9 protein-coding genes and 1 pseudogene are annotated in these 21,988 nt (G+C 67.0%); 6 read left to right on the top strand and 4 right to left on the bottom strand.

Features of this window, described 5'->3' with window-relative positions; translation table 11 throughout:
• Positions 1–96: 96 nt before the first annotated feature.
• The 4 genes and pseudogenes from WS57_RS02085 to WS57_RS02070 all read right to left on the bottom strand — a co-directional run.
• Positions 97–1,047, bottom strand: a complete 951-nt coding sequence (locus WS57_RS02085) for a choline ABC transporter substrate-binding protein (protein WP_059606044.1) — start codon at positions 1,045–1,047, stop codon at positions 97–99.
• A gap of 124 nt (positions 1,048–1,171) precedes the next feature.
• Positions 1,172–2,170 carry a GlxA family transcriptional regulator gene (locus tag WS57_RS02080; RefSeq protein ID WP_009692992.1) on the bottom strand — a complete coding sequence of 333 codons (999 nt, stop codon included), beginning with the start codon at positions 2,168–2,170 and terminating at the stop codon, positions 1,172–1,174.
• Between the two features lie 117 nt (positions 2,171–2,287).
• On the bottom strand, positions 2,288–3,184 hold the full coding sequence (choW, locus tag WS57_RS02075; RefSeq protein ID WP_009692993.1) for a choline ABC transporter permease subunit: 897 nt from the start codon (positions 3,182–3,184) through the stop codon (positions 2,288–2,290).
• Positions 3,177–4,493: pseudogene (locus WS57_RS02070) on the bottom strand (quaternary amine ABC transporter ATP-binding protein); the annotation flags it as partial. The pseudogene WS57_RS02070 and the gene choW, both read right to left, overlap by 8 nt.
• A 442-nt stretch (positions 4,494–4,935) precedes the next feature.
• Here WS57_RS02070 and WS57_RS02065 point away from each other — a divergent pair.
• From WS57_RS02065 to WS57_RS36760, 6 genes are all read left to right on the top strand, one after another.
• Positions 4,936–8,361 (top strand): DUF2339 domain-containing protein, encoded by a 3,426-nt coding sequence (locus WS57_RS02065; RefSeq protein ID WP_069243680.1) that lies wholly within the window; start codon positions 4,936–4,938, stop codon positions 8,359–8,361.
• Positions 8,358–9,722, top strand: coding sequence for a DUF3999 domain-containing protein (locus WS57_RS02060; RefSeq protein WP_069243679.1), 1,365 nt, complete (start codon positions 8,358–8,360; stop codon positions 9,720–9,722). Before WS57_RS02065 ends, WS57_RS02060 begins: the two co-directional genes overlap by 4 nt.
• Positions 9,723–10,001: 279 nt before the next feature.
• Positions 10,002–10,655 carry an NADPH-dependent FMN reductase gene (locus WS57_RS02055; RefSeq protein ID WP_009687262.1) on the top strand — a complete coding sequence of 218 codons (654 nt, stop codon included), beginning with the start codon at positions 10,002–10,004 and terminating at the stop codon, positions 10,653–10,655.
• Between the two features lie 226 nt (positions 10,656–10,881).
• Positions 10,882–11,100: a hypothetical protein gene (locus tag WS57_RS02050; protein ID WP_009687263.1), complete on the top strand. Its 219-nt coding sequence runs from the start codon at positions 10,882–10,884 to the stop codon at positions 11,098–11,100.
• A 94-nt stretch (positions 11,101–11,194) separates the two neighbouring features.
• Positions 11,195–12,100 (top strand): hypothetical protein, encoded by a 906-nt coding sequence (locus WS57_RS02045; protein WP_009687264.1) that lies wholly within the window; start codon positions 11,195–11,197, stop codon positions 12,098–12,100.
• A gap of 1,103 nt (positions 12,101–13,203) precedes the next feature.
• Positions 13,204–21,897 (top strand): ESPR-type extended signal peptide-containing protein, encoded by an 8,694-nt coding sequence (locus WS57_RS36760; protein ID WP_155774293.1) that lies wholly within the window; start codon positions 13,204–13,206, stop codon positions 21,895–21,897.
• Positions 21,898–21,988: the final 91 nt, after the last annotated feature.

The following is a 21,988-nucleotide window of genomic DNA, read 5'->3' as shown; positions in this document are numbered from 1 at the left end:
GCCGCGTGTCGCCATGTCGGCACGCCGCCGCAGCGGCAGGCGCGTCGGCGGCCGCGCTGGCCGCCGCGCCGGCGGCCGCGCCGATCGTCGCGACGCTCAATGCACGCCGAGATACGCCTTCACTGCGGGCAGCCCCGGCTTGCCGTCGATCGTCGTCACGCCGGCCAGCCACTTGTCGAGCATCTGCGGGTTCGCCTTCAGCCACGCGGCCGCCGCCTTGTTCGGGTCTTCCTTGTTCATGATCGGCACCATCACGTGGTTCTCGATCGCGGTCGTGAACTGCAGGTTCGACACGAACTTCGCGACGTTCGGGCAGCGCTGCGCATAGTCGGGCGGCGTCGCCGTCAGCACCTTCGCCTCGCCGTAGTTCGGGCCGAATACGTCGTCGCCGCCGCTTAGGTAGTCGATCTTCATCTGCACGTTCATCGGATGCGGCTCCCAGCCGAGGAACACGATCCACTGCTTGTCGCGGATCGCGCGATTCACCTCGACCAGCATCCCGGCCTCGCTCGACTCGACGAGCTTGAACTTGCCGAGCCCGAACTGGTTGCCGTCGATCATCTTCTTGATCAGCGCGTTGCCGTCGTTGCCCGGCTCGATCCCGTAGATCTTGCCGTTCAGCTTGTCGGCGTACTTCTGGATGTCGGCGAACGACTTCAGGCCGCCCTGGTACACGTAGTCGGGCACCGCGAGCGTGTACTTCGCGCCGGTCAGGTTCGGCGTCGCGAGCACCTTGATCGTGCCGGCCTTCGTGAACGGCTGGATGATCGGGTCCATCGTCGGCGACCAGTAGCCGAGGAACACGTCGATCTGCTTGCTCTTGATCCCCGCGAACGTGATCGGCACCGACGCGATCGTCTTCGTCGGGTTGTAGCCGAGCCCTTGCAGCATCGTCGACGCAAGGCCCGTCGTCGCGGCGATGTCGGACCAGCCGACGTCCGCGAACCGGACGTTCCTGCACACCGGCGGATCGGCCGCATGAACGGCCGACACCGGTGCGGCGGCGATCCCGACGCCACATGCCGCTGCGATCAATAGGCGCTTCATCTTTCTTCTCCTCTAAGTGATGCTGTTTGCACGAGTACGGGATCGTCATGAAAGCCGCGCGCCGCGATCCCGGCGGCGTCGCGGACCTGCCGCCGCGCTCCGCGCAGCGGATGATTCGGGCCGGTCAGCGCCCCGGCAGCCGGCGTTCGTAGCTCGGCGCATGGCCGAACTGCGCACGATAGGCCTTGCTGAAATGACACGGCGAATGGAAGCCGCAGACGGTCGTCACGCGCGCGATCGACGCGTCGGTCGTGCGCAGCAGGTCGCGCGCGCGCTTGAGCCGCAGCGTCAGGTAATAGTGGGTCGGCGACACGTTCAGGTACACCTTGAACATCCGCTGCAGGTGCCGCTGCGACAGGCGCACGAGCCGCGCAAGTTCCTCGAGCGACAGCGGCTCCTCGATGTTCGCTTCCATCAGCCGCACGACCTCGATAAGCTCCGCGCGCGAAAAACCGACGCGGGCGTCGACCGGGATCGGCTGCGTGTCGGTCGAGCTGCGGATGCGTTCGAGGATGAACTGCTCCGATACCTGCGCGGCAAGCTGCTGGCCGAAGCGCATCCCGACGAGGTTCAGCATCAGGTCGAGCGGCGCGGTGCCGCCGGTGCAGGTCAGCCGGTCGCGATCGACGACGAACAATTCGTCGGCGAAGCCCACCTGCGGAAACTCGGTATGCAGCGCGGACAGGTTTTCCCAATGCACGGTGCAGCGATAGCCGTCGAGCAGCCCGCTCGACATCAGCGCATACGCGCCGGTGCAGATCCCGCCGAGCGGCAGGCCGCGCTCGGCGAGCGCCGCCAGCGTATCGCGCGCGCCGTCGTCTACCACGTCGCGGATGCGGATCCCGCCGCACACGATCATCACGTCGGGCAGGCGCGTGTAGTCGAGCGCCTGCGTCGGGCGCACCGCGATCCCGTTGCTCGCATGCACGGGCGCACCGTCGAGCGAGTAGATCGACCACCGGTAGTGGTCTTCCCGGGCCACGTAGTTCGCCATCCGAAGCACTTCGACCGCGCTCGAGAACGCGATCATCGAGAAGTTCGGCAGCGTCAGGAAGCCGAAGTGCGCAAGGGACGAAACCGGTGAAACGCAGGCAGCGGGCGCGACAGCGGCGGCGGACGTCACATCGGTCTCCTATCGACGAGGTTGCAGAAGCCCCGCCCCGCGGCGCATGCCGCGGGAGCCGGTGCTTGAGTGGAGGAAGGCGGCCGGACGAGAGGCGCCGGCCGCCGGTCGATCAGATCAGGCCTGCGCGGTTTCGGCCTTCACGCGGAACAGCTGCTTCAGGCCCGAGAACAGCGGTGCGCGGACGGTGCCCGGTGCGCGGCCGAAGCTTTCGGTGATGCGGTCGAGAATGATCGCGAGCAGCACGACCGACAGGCCGCTTTCGAAACCGAGGCCGATGTCCAGGCGCTGGATACTCGCGAGCACGTCGTTGCCGAGGCCGCCCGCGCCGACCATCGACGCGATGATGACCATCGACAGCGCCATCATGATCGTCTGGTTCACGCCTTGCATGATCGACGGCAGCGCGTTCGGGAACTGCACCTTGTACAGCAGCTGCCACGGCGTGCAGCCGAACGCCTGGCCGGCCTCGACGATCTCGCGGTTCACGTGGCGGATGCCGAGGCTCGTCAGGCGCACGGCCGGCGGCATCGCGAAGATCACCGTCGACAGGATCCCCGGCACGCGGCCGAGGCCGAACAGCATCGCGGCCGGAATCAGGTAGACGAAGGCCGGCATCGTCTGCATCAGGTCGAGGATCGGACGCACGACCGCGGCCACCCACTTGCTCTTCGCGGCCCAGATGCCGAGCGGAATGCCGAGCACGAGGCTGATGATCGTCGACGACAGCGTGAGGCCGAGCGTGATGACGGTCTGGTCCCAGAAGCCGGTCGCAAAGATCAGCAGCAGCGACGCGGTCGTAAACAGTGCGAAGCGCCAGCCCACCCGCCACAGGCCGATGCCGATGAAGATCGCCATCATCAGCCACATCGGGATCGCCTGCAGCCCATGCTCGACGAATGCCGCGAGGCCCTCGATCGCCTGACCGATCGCGTCGAAGGTCTTCGCGTCGTGATCGAGCAGGTAGTGAACGGACTGGTCGACCCAGCTACCGAGCGGAATCATTTCAGACATGGGAACCTCGCGAACGCGTGATGGCCTTCAGGATAAGAGCGCGGTCGACCGAGCCGCAGTAGCAGCCGTCGTCGTCGACGACGGGCAGTGCGTTCGGATTCGCCACCACGCGGGCGACGACGTGATCGAGCGTCGCGTCGCGGCGGATGCTTTCGATCGGCCGCACCGCCGGCGTGTCCTGACCGATCGCATCGCGCGTGACGAAGCCGCGCAGCTTGCGTTCGGCGTCGAGCACGAACGCGTATTCGGCGCTGCCGTTCAGCGTCGCGGCGACGTGCGCGGCATCGCACTTCGACACGATCGGCACCGCGCCCGTCTGCATCAGGTCGCCGGCCGTCAGGTAGCGGCTCGTGTCGATGCCGTCGAAGAACGCGCGCACGTAGTCGTCGGCCGGGTTCGCGATGATGTCCTGCGGCGTGCCGACCTGCACGAGCTTGCCGCCTTCCATGATCGCGATGCGGTTGCCGATGCGCAGCGCTTCCTCGAGATCGTGCGACACGAACATGATCGTGCGGCGCTGCTCCTTCTGCAGTTGCAGCAGCACGTCCTGCATCTCGCGGCGCTTGAGCGGATCGAGCGCGGAGAACGCCTCGTCCATGATCATCAGCGACGGGTTCACGGCCAGCGCGCGAGCGAGGCCGACGCGCTGCTGCATGCCGCCCGACAGCTCGGACGGCAGCTTGTGCGAGAACGGGGCGAGGCCGACCTGTTCGAGCACTTCCATCGCCCGCCGTTCGCGCTCCTTCTTGCCGACGCCGGCAACCTCGAGGCCGAACGCCGCGTTCGACACCACGGAGCGATGCGGCATCAGCGCGAACGACTGGAACACCATGCTCATGTCCTTGCGGCGCAGCGCGGTCAGCGCCGAGCGGCGTGCCGACGCGACGTCGAGCCCGTCGATCAGCACCTTGCCGGCGCTCGGATCGACCAGCCGGTTCACGAGGCGGATCAGCGTGGATTTGCCGGAGCCGGACAGGCCCATCAGCACGAAAATTTCGCCTTCCTGCACGTCGAACGATACGTTGTGCACGCCGACAACCTGGCCCGTGCGCTTCAGTACGTCGTCCTTCGTCGCACCGGCGGCGAGCATGTCGAGCGCCTGTTGCGGATTACTTCCAAACACCTTGCACAGACCTTCGACTACGACCTTGGGGGCATCCATCGAAACCTTCTCCTCGTGTAGCGGGGACTCACGCGTGTCACAGCGTGCCTACATAGTTGCCAGAAAAAACCCCGGCCTGCCGACGAATTACGACAAACGCTTGCGCAAATACGACACACCCCACAGCCCCGCCGGGCGGGCAGGCGCCTGCGGCGGCCCCCGATTGCGGCGATGCAAAACGCGTACAGCCAGCAACGACGGGCATTGCATCGCCGTCTTGTGCGCAGCAGCGGATGCCTCGCGAGGCGCTCTTTTGCGACAAGCCCGAGCGCACGCGCGTCGCTTTGCGACAATTTCACGTCCGATCAGACCGACTCGCCAATAAAAAGCATGACCGTCCGCAAAAGCGACGCGAGACCTGCGCCGCGACCCGATCGCGCGCCCGTCGCGACGCCGCTCCAACCTTGAAAATCGCCGTCGCCAGCTGTGATACATTCCCCGCAATCCAGCGAGGCCGCGCGCCCTTGTGGCGCGACGCCCCGCTGACGATGCACGCAAGCCGGTTCGCCTGCCGGCCGTGCCGACACAACCTCGATCCGGCACGACCCGCGATCGAAGGACGATAAAGATAGAGAGAGGGAGCAAGGCGATGAACTGGGCCTTTGCCGTAATCGGCTTCGTCGTGGGCGGCATCGCCGCATTGATCGGGGATTTCTCGGCCGCCAACGGCTCGCTGCTCGGCGCGGTGGCCGGCTTCTGGGTCGGCCATATGCTGCGGCGGCGCAAGCGCGGCGACAACGACGGCAACAACACCTCACGCGATCCGTTCGCGCTGCCCGCGCAGCCGCAACAGCCGGTCGTGCCCCTCGCCGATCGCGTCGCGCGCCTCGAGGCGACGGTCGAATCGCTGAACCGCGAAGTCGCCTCGCTGCGTGCTCAGCTGGCCGGCGCGAAGGCCGGGACGACGGCTGCCGGCGCGGTTGCGGCCGCTTCGACCACGGCCAGCGTCACGGCCGCGCCGCCGGCGCCTGCACCTGCCGCATCTGCCACACCTGCCGCACCACCGCCGCGCCCGCCTGCGCAACCGGCGGCCGCGCGCCCGGCCGCGCAGGCATCCCCCTCTGCACCCGCACCGACGCCCGCTCCGCTCGCGACGTCGATGCCAGCTGCAACGCCACGCACGAACGACGTCCCCGCCGCCGCACCGACGCCCGCCACGCCGCCTCGCCCCGCCGCGCCCGTGCCGCGCGAACCCGGTTTCGCCGAACGCGCGTTCCGCGCGGCGCGCGACTGGCTGCTCGGCGGCAACACGGTCGTGCGCGTCGGGATCATCGTGCTGTTCTTCGGCGTCGCGTCCCTGCTCAAGTACGCGGCCGACAACAACCTGCTGCCGATCGAATTCCGCCTCGCGGGCACGGCGCTCGGCGCGGCCGCGCTGCTCGCGCTCGGCTGGCGCATGCGTGCGCGCCGCGCAGCATACGGCCTGGTGCTGCAAGGCGGCGGGGTCGGCATCCTGTACCTGACCATCTTCGCCGCGACCAAGCTCTATGCGCTGCTGCCCGTCGGCGCGGCGTTCCCGCTGATGGTCGCGGTCTGCGCGCTGAGCGCGTTCCTCGCGGTGAAGCAGAATGCGCTGCCGCTCGCCTTCATGGGCAGCGCCGGCGGCTTTCTCGCGCCGGTGCTGCTGTCGACCGGCCACGGCAGTCACGTCGCGCTGTTCAGTTACTACGCATTGCTGAACGCCGGCATCTTCGCGATCGCATGGTTCAAGGCATGGCGGCCGCTGAACCTGCTCGGTTTCGTGTTCACGTTCACGATCGGCTCCGCATGGGGCGTGACCGCGTACCGCCCCGCGCTGTTCGCCAGCACCGAACCGTTTCTGCTGCTGTTCTTCCTGATGTACGTGGGCATCGCGCTGCTCTACGCGGTGCGGCGCGAACTGGCGCTCCGGCACTACGTGGACGGCACGCTCGTGTTCGGCACGCCGATCGTCGCGACCGCGCTGCAGGCCGCGCTGGTGAAGGACATGCCGTTCGGGCTCGCGTGGAGCGCCGTCGCGCTGTCGGCGTTCTACGTCGCAGTCGCCGCGTGGCTCGCGCGGCGGCGCGCGCGCCTCGCGCTGCTGTTCGAAGCGATGCTCGCGCTCGCGGTGATCTTCGCGACGCTCGCGGTGCCGCTCGCCTTCTCCGGCCCGACGACCAGCGCAGCCTGGGCGATCGAGGGCGCGGCGCTGGTCTGGATCGCGGTGCGCGAGAAGCGTCTCGCGCCGTTCTGCTTCGGTCTGCTGATGCAGGTCGCGGCCGCCGGCGCGTTCTTCACGAGCCTGCTCGGACCGGGCGACGCGAACGCGCTGCCGGTGCTCAACAGCGCCTATATCGCGATGCTGCTGATCGCGCTCGCCGGCCTGTTTACGGGCTGGTGGCTGCACGGGCGCGACGAGGCGCGCGCGTGGCGCGCATGGACGCCGGAGATCGGCGCCGCGGCCGCCGCGTGGGGCTTGCTGTGGTGGATCAGCGGCGGCCTTCATGAAATCCTGTTGTACGCGAGCCGGCACGTCGATCTGCATGCCGACCGCTTCGTCGTCGACACGATCGCGCTGTTCGCGGCCGGCACCGCGTGGCTCGCACACGTCGCGCGCCGCCGGCTGGCATGGCCGCTCGCCGAATGGCCCGCGCTGGCCCTGACGCCGGTGCTCGCGCTGCTCGCGATGCGTGCATACGAAGCGCTCGAAGCGCCGCTGTCGGGCATGGGCGCGTTCGCCTGGCCGATTGCCGTGATCGCGTGTTATGCGCTGCTGTGGCGTCAGTCGCGCGACGGCGCCATCGACAACGCCGCGAAAGAGGCGGCGGCTCCCGGCCACGTCGCCGGCTTGCTGGCCAACCTGATCGCGCCGCTGCATACACTGATGTTCTGGACGCTGTGCGGACTGCTGTCGCTCGAAGGGTTCTGGCGCCTGCGCACGTTCGTGCCCGAAGGCGCATGGAGCTGGAGCGCCTGGGCGTACGGCTTCGGCGTGCTGCTCCTGCTGGTGTCCGTCCCCGGCTCGCGGCTGCGCTGGCCTGTCGCGGCGTTTCCGCGCGCGTACCAGGTGTGGGGCGCGGCGCCGCTCGCCGTGCTGCTGTGGGCGTGGAGCATCGCCAGCGTGACGAGCGACGGCGACGCGGCGCCGCTGTTCTGGCTGCCGCTGCTCAATCCGCTCGACGTCGCGCAGGGCCTCGTGTTCGTCGCGATCGCGGCATGGCTGCGCCGACTGAAATCGCTCGGTATCGAATGGCATGCGCGCGTCGTCGACTTCGCGGCGATCGCGACCGCATTCCTGTGGTTCAACGCGCTGCTGCTGCGCACGCTGCATCACCGTTTCCACCTGCCGTACGACGTCGATACGGTGCTCGCGTCGTTCGGCCTCCAGCAGGTGTTCATGGTCGGCTGGAGCCTGTTCGCGTTCGCCGGGATGTGGCTGACGCGCCGCGACGGCATCGCGCGCGCGTGCGCGCTCGCATCGCTGCCGCTCGTCGTCGTGATGTGGGTGTGGACCTTCTACGCGAACTTCACGCAGGACGGCGGAAGCTGGGCGCGCGTGCCGCTGTTCAATCCGCTCGACCTGGTGCTGGTGGTCGTCTATGCGCTCGCGGTGTCGTGGTTCGTGCGCGTGCGCCGCTTCGGCTGGTCGTTCGAGAACTATCGCGTCGAACTGCTGAGCGCCGCCGGCGCCACCGCGTTCCTGTGGCTGAACGCCATCCTGCTGCGCACGCTGCATCACTGGACCGGCGTGCCGTACGAATTCGGCGCGATGGCGGCGTCGACGCTCGTGCAGGCCTCGGTGTCCGTGTACTGGACGCTCTGCGCGCTCGCGACGATGATCTGGGCGACGCGCCGCGGGCTGCGTCCGCTGTGGTTCGTCGGCGCCGCGCTGCTCGCGCTGACCGTCGTCAAGCTGTTCCTGTTCGACCTGTCGCACGTGACGGGCATCGAACGCATCGTGTCGTTCATCGGCATCGGCGTGCTGCTGCTGTTGATCGGTTATTTCTCGCCGCTGCCGCCGAAGGCCGCGGCCCATCGCGAAGACACCCCATGAAGTCGCTTACCGCCCTGCTCGGACTGAGCCTGCTGGCGTCGTTCGCGGCGGCGGCCGACGGTGCGCCGCCCGCCGATCGCGTCGCGCAGCGTTTTGCGCTCGACCTCGACGGCAACGCCGCGTACTACCAGCTGACCGTGCCGCAGCCCGTCTATGCGGCAAGCCGGCGCGCCGATCTCGGCGACGTGCGCGTGTTCAACGGCGCGGGCGAGCCGGTGCCGTATTCGCTCGACGCGCCGGCCGCCGCGACGCCCGCAGCGCCGCCGGCACGTGTGCCGGTGCACTGGTTTCCGCTGCCGGCCGCCCGCGCCGACGACGGCCACGCGCCGCTCGGCGTGTCGGTCGGGCCCGACGGATCGTTGCGGGCGGCCGTCGCCGCGCCTTCGCGCGCGAAGCACGGCGCGGATCTCGTCGACCTGTCGCATGCGGACGGCCAGCCCGACGCGCTGCTCGTGCACGTGAGCGACGACAGCTACCAGGGCTGCGTCGCCGTCGAAGCCAGCGACGATCTGCGAAGCTGGCGCCTGCTCGGCGATACGCAATTGCTGAAGGTCGGTCGCGGCGACGCGATGCTGGTGCAGGAGCGCATCGCGCTCGACGGCGCCGCGCCGCGCTATCTGCGGCTGAACTGGCTCGACGGCGCCCCTGCGATCGCGTCGATCGAGGTGGAAACGCATCCGCGCGACGCGCGCGCGACCGACGCCGCGGCCGTGCCGCGCCAATGGCGCGATGCCGTCCACGTGCGGGCCGGCGATGCGGCGGGCGAATACCGGTTCGAGACCGACGGCGCGTATCCGGTCGACCGGCTGCGCATCGAGCTGCCGCAGCCGAACACCGTCGCGCGCGCGACATTGCAGAGCCGGCCGGACGCGCAGACGCCGTGGCGCGACGTCGCGGACGTCGCACTGTTCCGGCTGCAGGGCAAGGCCGGCGAGCAGCGCAATCCGCCGCTCGCGTTCGCCGCGAATACGGACCGCGCGTGGCGGCTCGTCGTCGACATGCGCAACGGCGGGCTCGGCGGCGGCCAGCCCGCGATCTCGATCGGCTGGCATCCGGCCGCGCTGACCTTCGTCGCGCGCGGCGCGCCGCCGTTCACGCTCGGCGTCGGCAATGCGTCGCTGGTATCCTCGGCCGTGGGGCGCGACGCGCTGCTGGTCGGCATGGCGCCCGAGGTCCGGCCCGCGCGCGTCGGCGCCGCGCTGCCGGTCGCGGCGCCCCCGCCGGCGCCGGTCGACGTCGATACCGACGCGAAGCGCCGCTACGTGCTGTGGGGCGCGCTGGTCGCCGCGGTCGGCGTGCTCGGCACGATCGCGTGGCGACTCACGCGCGGCAGCGGCACCACGCGCAGCGGCGGCGAATGAGCTTGCGCGGAACGAAAAAAAGCCCCGCCTGCATCCGCGCGGCGGGGCCAACCCATGTCAGTAGAGACATCATGGAGGAGACGGATTCATCATATCGACGACGACGCATCATCCCAACCAAGCATTTCTGCTATCGATCTGCGCCGCCGCACGCAGGATCCACCCGGCTGCACGGCATATCGATAGAACGAAAAGTCGTTTTCACAGCGGCTGCGGGGTCGTTACCATGCTGTTTTAAGCCTGTGCTTAGCCGGGCAAGCCATCGCTGAGGAGCGCCCCTTGACTGCATTCGATCAACACCGCCGCCCGTTCGTCGTCGGCATCGGCGGCACCACCCGCGCAGCGTCGTCGACCGAGCGCGCGCTGTCGTTCGCACTGCGCGGCGCGCAGGCAGCCGGCGCACGCACGCGCCTGTTCGACGGCCCGTTCCTGCACACGCTGCCGCACTACGCCCCCGAGCACAAGACGCTGACCGACGCGCAGCGCGAGCTGATCGACGCGGTGCGCGAGGCCGACGCGATCATCATCGCGACGCCCGGCTATCACGGCGGCGTCTCGGGCCTCGTGAAGAACGCGCTCGACACGCTCGAGGAACTGCGCGCCGACGAACGCCCCTACCTCGACGGCCGCGCGGTCGGCCTGATCGTCACCGCCTACGGCTGGCAGGCGGCCGGCACCGTGCTGACCTCGCTGCGCTCGATCGTGCACGCGCTGCGCGGCTGGCCGACGCCGTTCGGCGCCACCGTCAATACGCTCGAAACGCGTTTCGACAGCGCCGACAGCTGCTCGGACCCGAAGGTGGTCGCGCAGCTGGAGACGGTCGGCGCGCAGGCCGCCGAATTCGCGCTCGCCTTCGCGTCGCATCGCGCCGCGTCGCACGCGGCGTCGGTCGATGCGCTCGCGCCCGTGCTGAAGATCGCCAACAACAAGTAACGCCTCCGTCCTTGCCGCTGCCCGCGTCCGGCCGACGAGATTCGCCCGCGCGGGCGGCGCATCTGCGGCACGCCGCCGCGGATACCGCCCCGCCGACACAAGCGCACACGCACCCGCCCGCCGATAAGGATTCGGCCCGACTCCTGATTTGCATTGGCCGAAAGATTGGTTCACGCGGGCCGCGGGATTTCGTACGCTGAAAGCCCGAACCTTCTTCGCGCAAGCCATGAACCGCACGATCCGCTACAAGGGCTACGAAGTCGCCCCCGCCGCCGCCCGGCTGCCGAACGGGCTGTTCGCCGCCAACCTGACGATCGAGAAGGCGAGCGGCGGCCCGTCGTCACGCGCCGTTTCGTTCGACGCGATCGATTTCTTCTTCGAGGAGGAGCACGCGCTCGCCTATGCGTCCCGCTGGGGGCGCCTCTGGGTCGACACGCACGCCTGATGCGCGGGGCGCGGCGTGCGCATGGCCGCATGAAAATACGCGAATACGGAAGCTATGTGAGAATCTTTCGATCCGTAATCGCATAACAACAGCCATGACTGACACGCTGCACGAAGAGCATGCAGCAGCAGATCACGCGATGCGCAACTGGACCTTCGAGAGAACGGGTCCGGTCCGGATCGGTTCCGATGCGCACAAGCAGATGTTCTGCCGCATGCTGCTCGATACACACAACCCGTACAAGCCGGCCGTGATCGACTGGCCGCCGCTCAAGCCGAACGAGCTAGAACGGCTCACGTCGCTGCCGATCTGGGACATCGCGGTCCAGACGGAAGGGCGCGCGTCGATCCGCGTCGCGACGTTCGCGGCGACCGTCGACGATCCGCTGCTGCGGCAGGCGCTCGACATGGACGGCAGCGAGGAAGCGCGCCACAAGGTCGTCCTGTCGAAGCTCGTCGACGCGTACGGCATCAAGCTCGCGCCCGAGCCGGCCTATCCCGCGCCGAAGGATCCCGAGTGGTCGTGGATGGTGACGGGCTTCAGCGAATGCATCGACAGCTTCTTCGCGTTCGGGCTGTTCCGCTCCGCGCAGCGCTCCGGCTACTTCCCGCCCGAACTCGTCGATACCTTCGAGCCGGTGATCCAGGAAGAAGGCCGCCACATCCTGTTCTTCGTGAACTGGTTCGCGTGGTACTGGCGCAACATGCCGTGGTGGCGCCGGCCATGGTTCTTCGCACGCGTCGCGGCGGTGTGGGCGTTCCTGGTATGGGAGCGCATCGGCATCGCGCGCGGCATCGACGCTGACGGCGTCGCGCATGACGCGAACTTTCCGGCGACGGGCACAGCCGCCGTCGGCGACGCGCTCGACCCGCGCGAACTGATCGAACTGTGCCTGTCGGAGAACGACCGGCGGATGGCCGGCTACGACGGGCGCCTGCTGCGTCCGACGTTCGTCCCGCGCATGGCGCGCCTCGCGCTGCGCTTTATGCGGAAGAAGTAGGCCGAACGGGCCGGCCGGGGCCGGATCGTGATCCGGCGGCGGCGGCCCGTTTGGTTTTCATCCCCGCGTCCGGTGTCGCGGCCAGTCGTTCATGACGCACGGCGCGGGTTGCGCAGGGCCGATCGGCCACCGGCGGCCGATCGCGCGGCTCGCGATCGCACGCTGGCCAAACCATGCGGCGATGCCCGGTCGCGGCCTCGACCTCCGTTTCCGCCGGCTTGGGCCACATGCGCCTTCGCGCGACACGGCGCCTTCGGTCAGAAGGCCGTTTTCCCGGGCTTGCGGCGCCCCCTTCACAGAATTACACCCCGCCTCGGCCGCTGCGTGCCGGCCGGACACGGCTGCATCCCGCCCCTTTTTACCCGTCCGAGACCTTGCAGGGTGTCAGGGCGAGCAAATCGGCACGTCGGCAAACCTTGCCGAAAATGCCGTTTTTCGATCCCGCCAATCGGAAAAATTTGACGGCAAATCGACAGCGTCATGTCTCGGCTTCGGTAGCAAATTCTTACAAATCCGCCGGACAGACCGCTTCGGGACGCCCGTCCCACGGGCGATCGCACGGCGGGCGATGCGCAAACCTGCATAATCGGAATTCCACGATTTACCAGTTATTAAATTAAATATAATCCCGACAAATTTGAGATAGCCTAATTATATAGAACACCTAAAAAATCCCAACGAGAGATCTTATTTATTCAGAACCAATCATCCGGAAAATATTACATTGATGAAAGGATTCCATGGCGCGCAAACGTTTGCTTTTTCGTTTTCCTTTCGATTTAGTATGATGAATGCTTGTGTCGGACTATATATTTGCTGCACCTAGTTGATTTCAAAGGAAAAACTATCCTCCAGAAGATTCGCAAGACTTCTTACACAATACCTCCGCACACCTTCCAGAATCATTACCGTCAACTACATCAAAATGTGACAAATTAACGATCTTTTGACTTTCAAAACCGGCAATTTGTCATTCCTTTGCAGTCTCCAAAATCGCCCTCCAATAAACTCCGCCGATATTTTTGAGATTCGCGCGAGCGCACGGCATATTCATCTAACGAAAGAGACCGGTGTGTTGCGTGCTTATTTGGAGGTAGCAGGACATGAACCGCACATACCGCTCGATCTGGAACGAAGCACTCGGCGCCTGGGTTGCCGCATCGGAAATTTCTACCGCGCGCGGCAAGCCGAACAAGTCTGCCGTGGCGGTCGCCGCCGCCGTCGTGCTGACGGCGCTGCCCGGCCTCGCCGGCGCGAACACGCTCGTGCCCGGCACGACGAACGGCTCGCAATTCACCGTTTCGTCGTGTACGTCGAGCGGCGGCAACGGCACCGTCGGCCGCACGACCACCGGCAACACGAACGCGTATGCGTCCGACGGCTCCGGCACGTATTCGACCGTCGCCGGCTGTAACGCGAGCGGCAACAACAACCTCGCGGCCACCGTGTACGGCGCGTTTGCGCAGGTCACCGGCACGGGCGGCACCGCGACGGGCTTCCTGTCGTCGGCCGCGCTGTGGGGCACCGCGGCCGGCCTCGAATCGACTGCGAGCGGCGCCGGTTCGACCGCGCTCGGCTTCGGCGCAACCGCGAATGCGCTGAACTCGGTGGCGATCGGCGGTGCGGCGGGCAACGGAACGACGCCGCTGTCGTACGCGAACTCGACGATCGCGTCGGGCGCCGGCGCGGTCGCGATCGGCAGCAATGCTACGAAGGGTGCGCAAGCGGCCGCGTCGGACGGCATCGCGATCGGTGGGCAGTCGTCGGTCGCGTCGGCGGCCACGTCGGGCATCGCGGTCGGCCGCGGTGCGACCGTCAACGGCGCATACGGCATCGCGCAAGGCGACGGTGTCGTGTCGGGCGCGACCGGCCGCAACGTCGCGATCGGCTCGACCGGCACGACGGCGAACGGCAGCACGGCAGGCGGCGGCGCGGTCGCGATCGGCCGCGGTCAGACGGCGACCGGCGACGGCGCAGTGGCGATCGGCGACCCGAACAGCGCGACCGGCACCGGCGCGGTCGCGGTCGGCGCGAACAACACGTCCAACGGCCAAGGCGCGGTGGCGCTCGGCAACGCGAACTCGGCGAGCGGTACGGGTTCCGTCGCGATGGGCAACAGCAGCACCGCGTCGAACAGCTCGGTGGCAATCGGCAGCTCGGCGAATGCGACGGGCACGAACGGCTCGGTGGCGATCGGCAACTCCGCGACCGCGAACGGCACGGGCGCGATCGCGCTCGGCAATGTCGGCAGCTTCGCGGCCAATACGCAGGCGATCGGCACGGACGCGCTCGCGCTCGGCAACGGCGCGACGGCGAGCGGCAACGCGGGCGCGGTGGCGGTCGGTGCGGCAGCGGTCGCATCGAACTCGTACGCGACCGCGTTCGGGTCGAACTCGACCGCGTCGGGCGCGGGCTCCGTCGCGTTCGCGCAAAACGCGACGGCGTCGGTGACCAACGCGATCGCGCTCGGCGTCGGGTCGACCGCGAACGTCGCCAATTCGGTCGCGCTCGGCAGCAGCTCGGTCACAAGCAGTGCGCTGACGTCGACGTCCGGCGGCACCACGTCGGTCAGCAACACGACGATCGGCGGCCAGACCTTCGGCAACTATGCGGGCGCGGGCGCGGCCGGCGGCGTCGTCAGCGTCGGCCAGCCGAACGCGGAGCGCCGCGTGCAGAACGTCGCCGCGGGCCTCGTCAGCGCGACCAGCACGGATGCGATCAACGGTAGCCAGCTCTATGCGGTCGCGAGCACGACGACGTCGAGCATCACGAGCCTGTCGACTTCGGCTTCGACCGGGATTTCGTCGGCGAACAGTTCGATCGGGTCGTTGTCGACGGGGCTCAGCGCGACCAACAGCTCGGTCAGTTCGCTGTCTACCGGCCTTAGCTCGACCAATAGCAGCGTCGCTTCGCTGTCGTCGTCGACGTCGACGGGGCTCTCGTCGGCGAACAGTTCGATCGGGTCGTTGTCGACCGGGCTGAGTTCGACCAACAGCAACGTCGCATCGCTGTCGTCGTCGACTTCGACGGGACTTTCGTCAGCGAATAGCTCGATCGGTTCGCTCTCGACCGGCCTGAGTTCGACCAATAGCACGGTGCTGTCGCTGTCGACCTCGACCTCCACCGGCATCAGCTCGCTGTCTACCGGACTGAGCTCCACCAACAGCAACGTCGCTTCGCTTTCGTCGTCGACCTCGACGGGGCTCTCGTCGGCCAATAGCTCGATTGGGTCGCTCTCGACCGGCCTGAGTTCGACCAATAGCACGGTGCTGTCGCTGTCCACGTCGACCTCCACCGGTATCAGCTCGCTGTCGACCGGCCTCAGTTCCACCAACAGCAACGTCGCTTCGCTTTCGTCGTCGACCTCGACCGGGCTCTCGTCGGCGAATAGCTCGATCGGTTCGCTGTCGACGGGCCTGAGCTCGACCAACAGCTCGGTGCTGTCGCTGTCCACCTCGACCTCGACCGGTATCAGCTCGCTGTCGACTGGCCTCAGTTCCACCAACAGCAATGTCGCTTCGCTTTCGTCGTCCACTTCGACGGGACTCTCGTCGGCCAATAGCTCGATCGGTTCGCTGTCGACGGGGCTCAGCTCGACCAATAGCACGGTGCTGTCGCTGTCCACGTCGACTTCGACCGGTATCAGTTCGCTGTCCACCGGCCTCAGTTCCACCAACAGCAACGTCGCCTCGCTTTCGTCGTCGACTTCGACGGGCCTTTCGTCGGCCAATAGCTCGATCGGTTCGCTGTCGACGGGGCTCAGCTCGACCAATAGCACGGTGCTGTCGCTGTCCACGTCGACTTCGACCGGTATCAGTTCGCTGTCCACCGGCCTCAGTTCCACCAACAGCAACGTCGCATCGCTGTCGTCGTCGACTTCGACGGGACTTTCGTCAGCGAATAGCTCGATCGGTTCGCTCTCGACCGGCCTGAGTTCGACCAATAGCACGGTGCTGTCGCTGTCGACCTCGACCTCCACCGGCATCAGCTCGCTGTCTACCGGACTGAGCTCCACCAACAGCAACGTCGCTTCGCTTTCGTCGTCGACCTCGACGGGGCTCTCGTCGGCCAATAGCTCGATTGGGTCGCTCTCGACCGGCCTGAGTTCGACCAATAGCACGGTGCTGTCGCTGTCCACGTCGACCTCCACCGGTATCAGCTCGCTGTCGACCGGCCTCAGTTCCACCAACAGCAACGTCGCTTCGCTTTCGTCGTCGACCTCGACCGGGCTCTCGTCGGCGAATAGCTCGATCGGTTCGCTGTCGACGGGCCTGAGCTCGACCAACAGCTCGGTGCTGTCGCTGTCCACCTCGACCTCGACCGGTATCAGCTCGCTGTCGACTGGCCTCAGTTCCACCAACAGCAATGTCGCTTCGCTTTCGTCGTCCACTTCGACGGGACTCTCGTCGGCCAATAGCTCGATCGGTTCGCTGTCGACGGGGCTCAGCTCGACCAATAGCACGGTGCTGTCGCTGTCCACGTCGACTTCGACCGGTATCAGTTCGCTGTCCACCGGCCTCAGTTCCACCAACAGCAACGTCGCCTCGCTTTCGTCGTCGACTTCGACGGGCCTTTCGTCGGCCAATAGCTCGATCGGTTCGCTGTCGACGGGGCTCAGCTCGACCAATAGCACGGTGCTGTCGCTGTCCACGTCGACTTCGACCGGTATCAGTTCGCTGTCCACCGGCCTCAGTTCCACCAACAGCAACGTCGCCTCGCTTTCGTCGTCGACTTCGACGGGCCTTTCGTCGGCCAATAGCTCGATCGGTTCGCTGTCGACGGGCCTGAGTTCGACCAACAGCTCGGTGCTGTCGCTGTCCACGTCGGCCTCGACCGGCATCAGCTCGCTGTCCACCGGCCTCAGCTCCACCAACAGCAACGTCGCTTCGCTTTCGTCGTCGACCTCGACGGGTCTGTCGTCGGCGAACAGCTCGATCGGTTCGCTGTCGACGGGGCTCAGCTCGACCAATAGCTCGGTGCTGTCGCTGTCCACGTCGGCCTCGACCGGTATCAGCTCGCTGTCCACCGGCCTCAGCTCGACTAATAGCACTGTCACCTCGCTGTCGACTTCCACGTCGACGGGTCTGTCGTCGGCGAACAGCTCGATCGGTTCGTTGTCGACGGGGCTGAGCTCGACCAACAGCTCGGTGCTGTCGCTGTCCACCTCGACCTCGACCGGTATCAGCTCGCTGTCCACCGGCCTCAGCTCGACCAACAGCAACGTCGCTTCGCTTTCGTCGTCCACTTCGACGGGGCTCTCGTCGGCCAATAGCTCGATCGGTTCGCTGTCGACGGGGCTGAGCTCGACCAACAGCACGGTGCTGTCGCTGTCCACCTCGACTTCGACCGGCATCGGCTCGCTGTCCACCGGCCTGAGCACGGCCAACAGCTCGATCACGTCGCTGTCCACTTCGACCTCGACGGCAATCGAAGCCGCAAAGACGCATTACTACAGCGTCAACGACGGTGGCACGCAACAGGCCAACTACGACAACAAGGGCGCAGTCGGCGTCAATTCGCTGGCCGCTGGCGTGGCGGCAAGCGCGGCAGGCACGAGCAGCGTCGCGGTCGGCGACAGCGCGAACGCGAAGGCAAACGGCGCGGTCGCGATCGGCCGGAACGCCGCCGCCAACAACGCCGGCGACGTCGCGCTCGGCAGCGGTTCAGTCACGTCGGCACCGAACCCGACGCCGACCGGTACCGTCGGCGGCACGACCCACACGTTCGCTGGCGGCAATCCGACCAGCGTGGTCAGCGTCGGCAGCCAAGGCGGCGAGCGCCAGGTCACGAACGTCGCGGCCGGGCGAATCACCGCCGACAGCACCGACGCGATCAACGGTTCGCAGCTCTTCGCAACCAATTCGACGCTGGACTCGCTGTCGACGACCGTGTCGTCGTCCAGCGGCGAGATCGCATCGCTTTCGACCGGACTCAGCTCGACCAATAGCACCGTGGCTTCGCTGTCCACGTCGACCTCGACCGGTATCAGCTCGTTGTCCACGGGTCTCAGCTCGACCAACAGCACCGTGACTTCGCTGTCGACTTCTACGTCGACGGGGCTGTCGTCGGCTAATAGTTCGATCGCGTCGCTGTCCACGTCGACTTCGACGGGTATCAGTTCGCTGTCCACGGGTCTCAGCTCGACCAACAGCACCGTGACTTCGCTGTCGACCTCTACGTCGACGGGTCTGTCCTCGGCTAACAGCTCGATCGCGTCGCTGTCCACGTCGACTTCGACCGGCATCAGTTCGCTGTCCACCGGCCTCAGCTCGACAAATAGCACCGTCACTTCGCTGTCGACCTCCACATCGACGGGTCTGTCGTCGGCTAATAGCTCGATCGCGTCACTGTCCACATCGACTTCGACCGGTATCGGTTCGCTGTCCACGGGCCTGAGCTCGACCGATAGCACGGTCGCTTCGTTGTCGACCTCCACGTCGACCGGCCTGTCCTCGGCTAACAGCTCGATCACGTCTCTGTCGACGTCGACTTCGACCGGTATCAGTTCGCTGTCCACCGGCCTGAGCTCGACCGACAGCACGGTGGCTTCGCTGTCGACCTCCACGTCGACCGGCCTGTCGTCGGCTAACAGCTCGATCACGTCGCTGTCGACGTCGACTTCGACCGGTATCAGCTCGTTGTCCACGGGCCTCAGCTCGACCGACAGCACGGTGGCTTCGCTGTCGACTTCCACGTCGACCGGCTTGTCGTCGGCTAACAGCTCGATCACGTCTCTGTCGACGTCGACTTCGACCGGTATTAGCTCGCTGTCCACCGGCCTCAGCTCGACCGACAGCACCGTCGCTTCCCTGTCGACCTCCACGTCGACGGGCCTGTCATCGGCTAACAGCTCGATCACGTCGCTGTCCACGTCGACTTCGACGGGTATCAGCTCGCTCTCGACCGGCCTGAGCTCGACCGACAGCACGGTCGCTTCGCTGTCGACCTCCACGTCGACCGGCCTGTCGTCGGCTAACAGCTCGATCACGTCGCTCTCGACGTCGACCTCGACCGGCATCAGCTCGCTGTCCACGGGCCTCAGCTCGACCGACAGCACGGTGGCTTCTCTGTCGACTTCCACGTCGACCGGCTTGTCGTCGGCTAACAGCTCGATCACGTCGCTCTCGACGTCGACCTCGACCGGCATCAGCTCGCTGTCCACGGGCCTCAGCTCGACCGACAGCACCGTCGCTTCCCTGTCGACCTCCACGTCGACCGGCCTGTCATCGGCTAACAGCTCGATCACGTCGCTCTCGACGTCGACTTCGACCGGTATCAGCTCGTTGTCCACTGGCCTGAGCTCGACCAACAGCACCGTCGCTTCCCTGTCGACCTCCACGTCGACCGGCCTGTCCTCTGCGACCAGCTCGATCACCTCGCTGTCCACGTCGACTTCGACCGGTATCAGCTCGCTGTCCACGGGTCTCAGCTCAACCGACAGCACCGTCGCTTCCCTGTCGACCTCCACGTCGACCGGCCTGTCCTCGGCGACCAGCTCGATCACGTCTCTGTCCACGTCGACTTCGACCGGTATCAGCTCGCTCTCCACCGGTCTGAGCTCGACCAACAGCACGGTATCCTCGCTGTCCACCTCGACTTCGACCGGTATCAGCTCGCTGTCCACCGGCTTGAGCTCGACCGACAGCACGGTAGCTTCGCTGTCGACCTCCACGTCGACCGGCCTGTCGTCCGCAACGAGCTCCATCGGCTCGCTGTCCACCTCGACCTCGACCGGTATCAGCTCGCTGTCCACCGGCCTGAGCTCGACCGACAGCACCGTCGCGTCCCTGTCGACCTCGACCTCGACCGGTCTGTCCTCCGCGACCAGCTCGATCAGCTCGCTCTCGACCTCGACCTCGACCGGCATCAACTCGTTGTCGACCGGCCTCAGCTCGGCCACCAGCTCGATCGCGTCGCTGTCCACCTCGACCTCGACCGGCATCAGCTCGCTGTCCACCGGCCTGAGCTCGACCAACAGCACCGTCGCGTCGCTGTCCACCTCGACCTCGACCGGCATCAGCTCGCTGTCCACCGGCCTCAGTTCGACCAACAGTACGGTCGCATCGCTGTCCACCTCGACCTCGACCGGCATCAACTCGCTGTCCACCGGCCTGAGCACGACCAACAGCTCGATGCTGTCGCTGTCCACCTCGACCTCGACCGGCATCGGCTCGCTGTCCACCGGCCTGAGCACGGCCAACAGCTCGATCACGTCGCTGTCCACGTCGACGTCGACCGCGATCCAGGCCGCGAAGACGCACTACTACAGCGTCAACGACAACGGCACGCAGCAGGGCAACTACGACAACAACGGCGCAACGGGCGTGAACGCGATCGCGGCAGGCACCAACGCCAGCGCGTCGGGCGCGAGCAGCGTCGCGGTCGGCGACGGCGCCAGCGCGTCGTCGAACGGCGCAGTCGCGATCGGCCAGAACGCGTCAGCCACCGGCGGCAAGGCCGTGTCGATCGGCTCGGCGAACACCGCGAGCGGCGACGGTGCGGTCGCGATCGGCGATCCGAACGTCGCAACGGGCACCGGCGCGGTCGCCCTCGGTGCCAACAACACGGCAACCGGCACCGGCGCGATCGCGATCGGCAACGCGAACACGGCCACCGGCGACGGCTCGCTCGCCCTCGGCAACACGTCGACGGCCGCCGCGGCCGGCTCGCTCGCGTTCGGTGCGAACGCGGTCGCGAAGAACGTGAACGACGTCGCGCTCGGCACGAACTCGGTCACCGGCAACGCGAATCCGACGTCGAGCGCCACGATCGGCGGCGTCACGTACTTCTTCGCCGGCAGCACGCCGACCAGCGTCGTCAGCGTCGGCGCGCCGGGCGCGGAACGCCAGATCACGAACGTCGCAGCCGGCCAGATCTCGGCCACCAGCACGGACGCGATCAACGGCAGCCAGCTCAACGCGACGAACCAGGCGCTCAACAGCCTGTCGACCTCGACCGCGTCGAACATCTCGTCGCTGTCGACCGGCATCGGCTCGCTGTCCACGGGCCTCAGCGCAACCAACAGCACCGTGTCGTCGCTGTCCACGTCGACCTCGACCGCAATCAACTCGCTGTCGACGACCATCAGCTCGACCAACAGCAACCTCACGTCGCTGTCCACGTCGACCTCGACCGGCATCGGCTCGCTGTCGACGGGGCTGAGCACGACGAACAGCAACGTGGCGTCGCTGTCGACCGGCGTGACCAACATCACCAACACGCTGACCCAGCTGTCGACGACGATCAACAACAACACGACGCGTACGGCGAACAGTTCCGGCATCGCGGCCGACATGAACGGCACCGGCTCCGACAGGCCGACCGTCACCGCCGGCTCGAACTCGGTCGCGATCGGCGCGAATTCGACGGACGGCGGCCGCTCGAACGTGGTGTCGGTCGGCAGCGACACGCAGCAGCGCCAGATCACGAACGTCGCGCCGGGTACGCAAGGCACCGACGCGGTCAACGTGAACCAGCTGACGGCGGTGCAGACGACGCTGTCGACGGCGCTGTCGGGCCAGCAGACGCAGATCAACACGCTGGGTTCGCAACTGCAGCAGACCGACCAGATGGCGAAGCAGGGTATCGCGGCCGTCGGCGCGATGGCGTCGATCCCGCAGCTCGATCGCGACGCCAACTTCGGGATGGGGATCGGCACCTCGACGTTCCTCGGCCAGAAGGCGATGGCGGTCAACATGCAGGCGCGCATCACCGAAAACCTGAAGGCGTCGATCAACGGCGGCTTCAGCGGCAACCAGAAGGTGATCGGCGCGGGCATGCTGTACCAGTGGAAGTAACGCGTCGCGCCGCCAGGCCGGCCGGTTCCCGCAGGCCGGCCGCGGCGGCACCGACGGCCGGCCGAGCCCGCCGCACGCGCTGCGGCGGGCT

The organism is Burkholderia pseudomultivorans (assembly GCF_001718415.1).
Taxonomy (GTDB): Bacteria; Pseudomonadota; Gammaproteobacteria; order Burkholderiales; family Burkholderiaceae; genus Burkholderia; species Burkholderia pseudomultivorans_A.
Note: the sequence above shows the minus strand (reverse complement) of the source record. Positions and strands in the feature narration are given on the sequence as shown.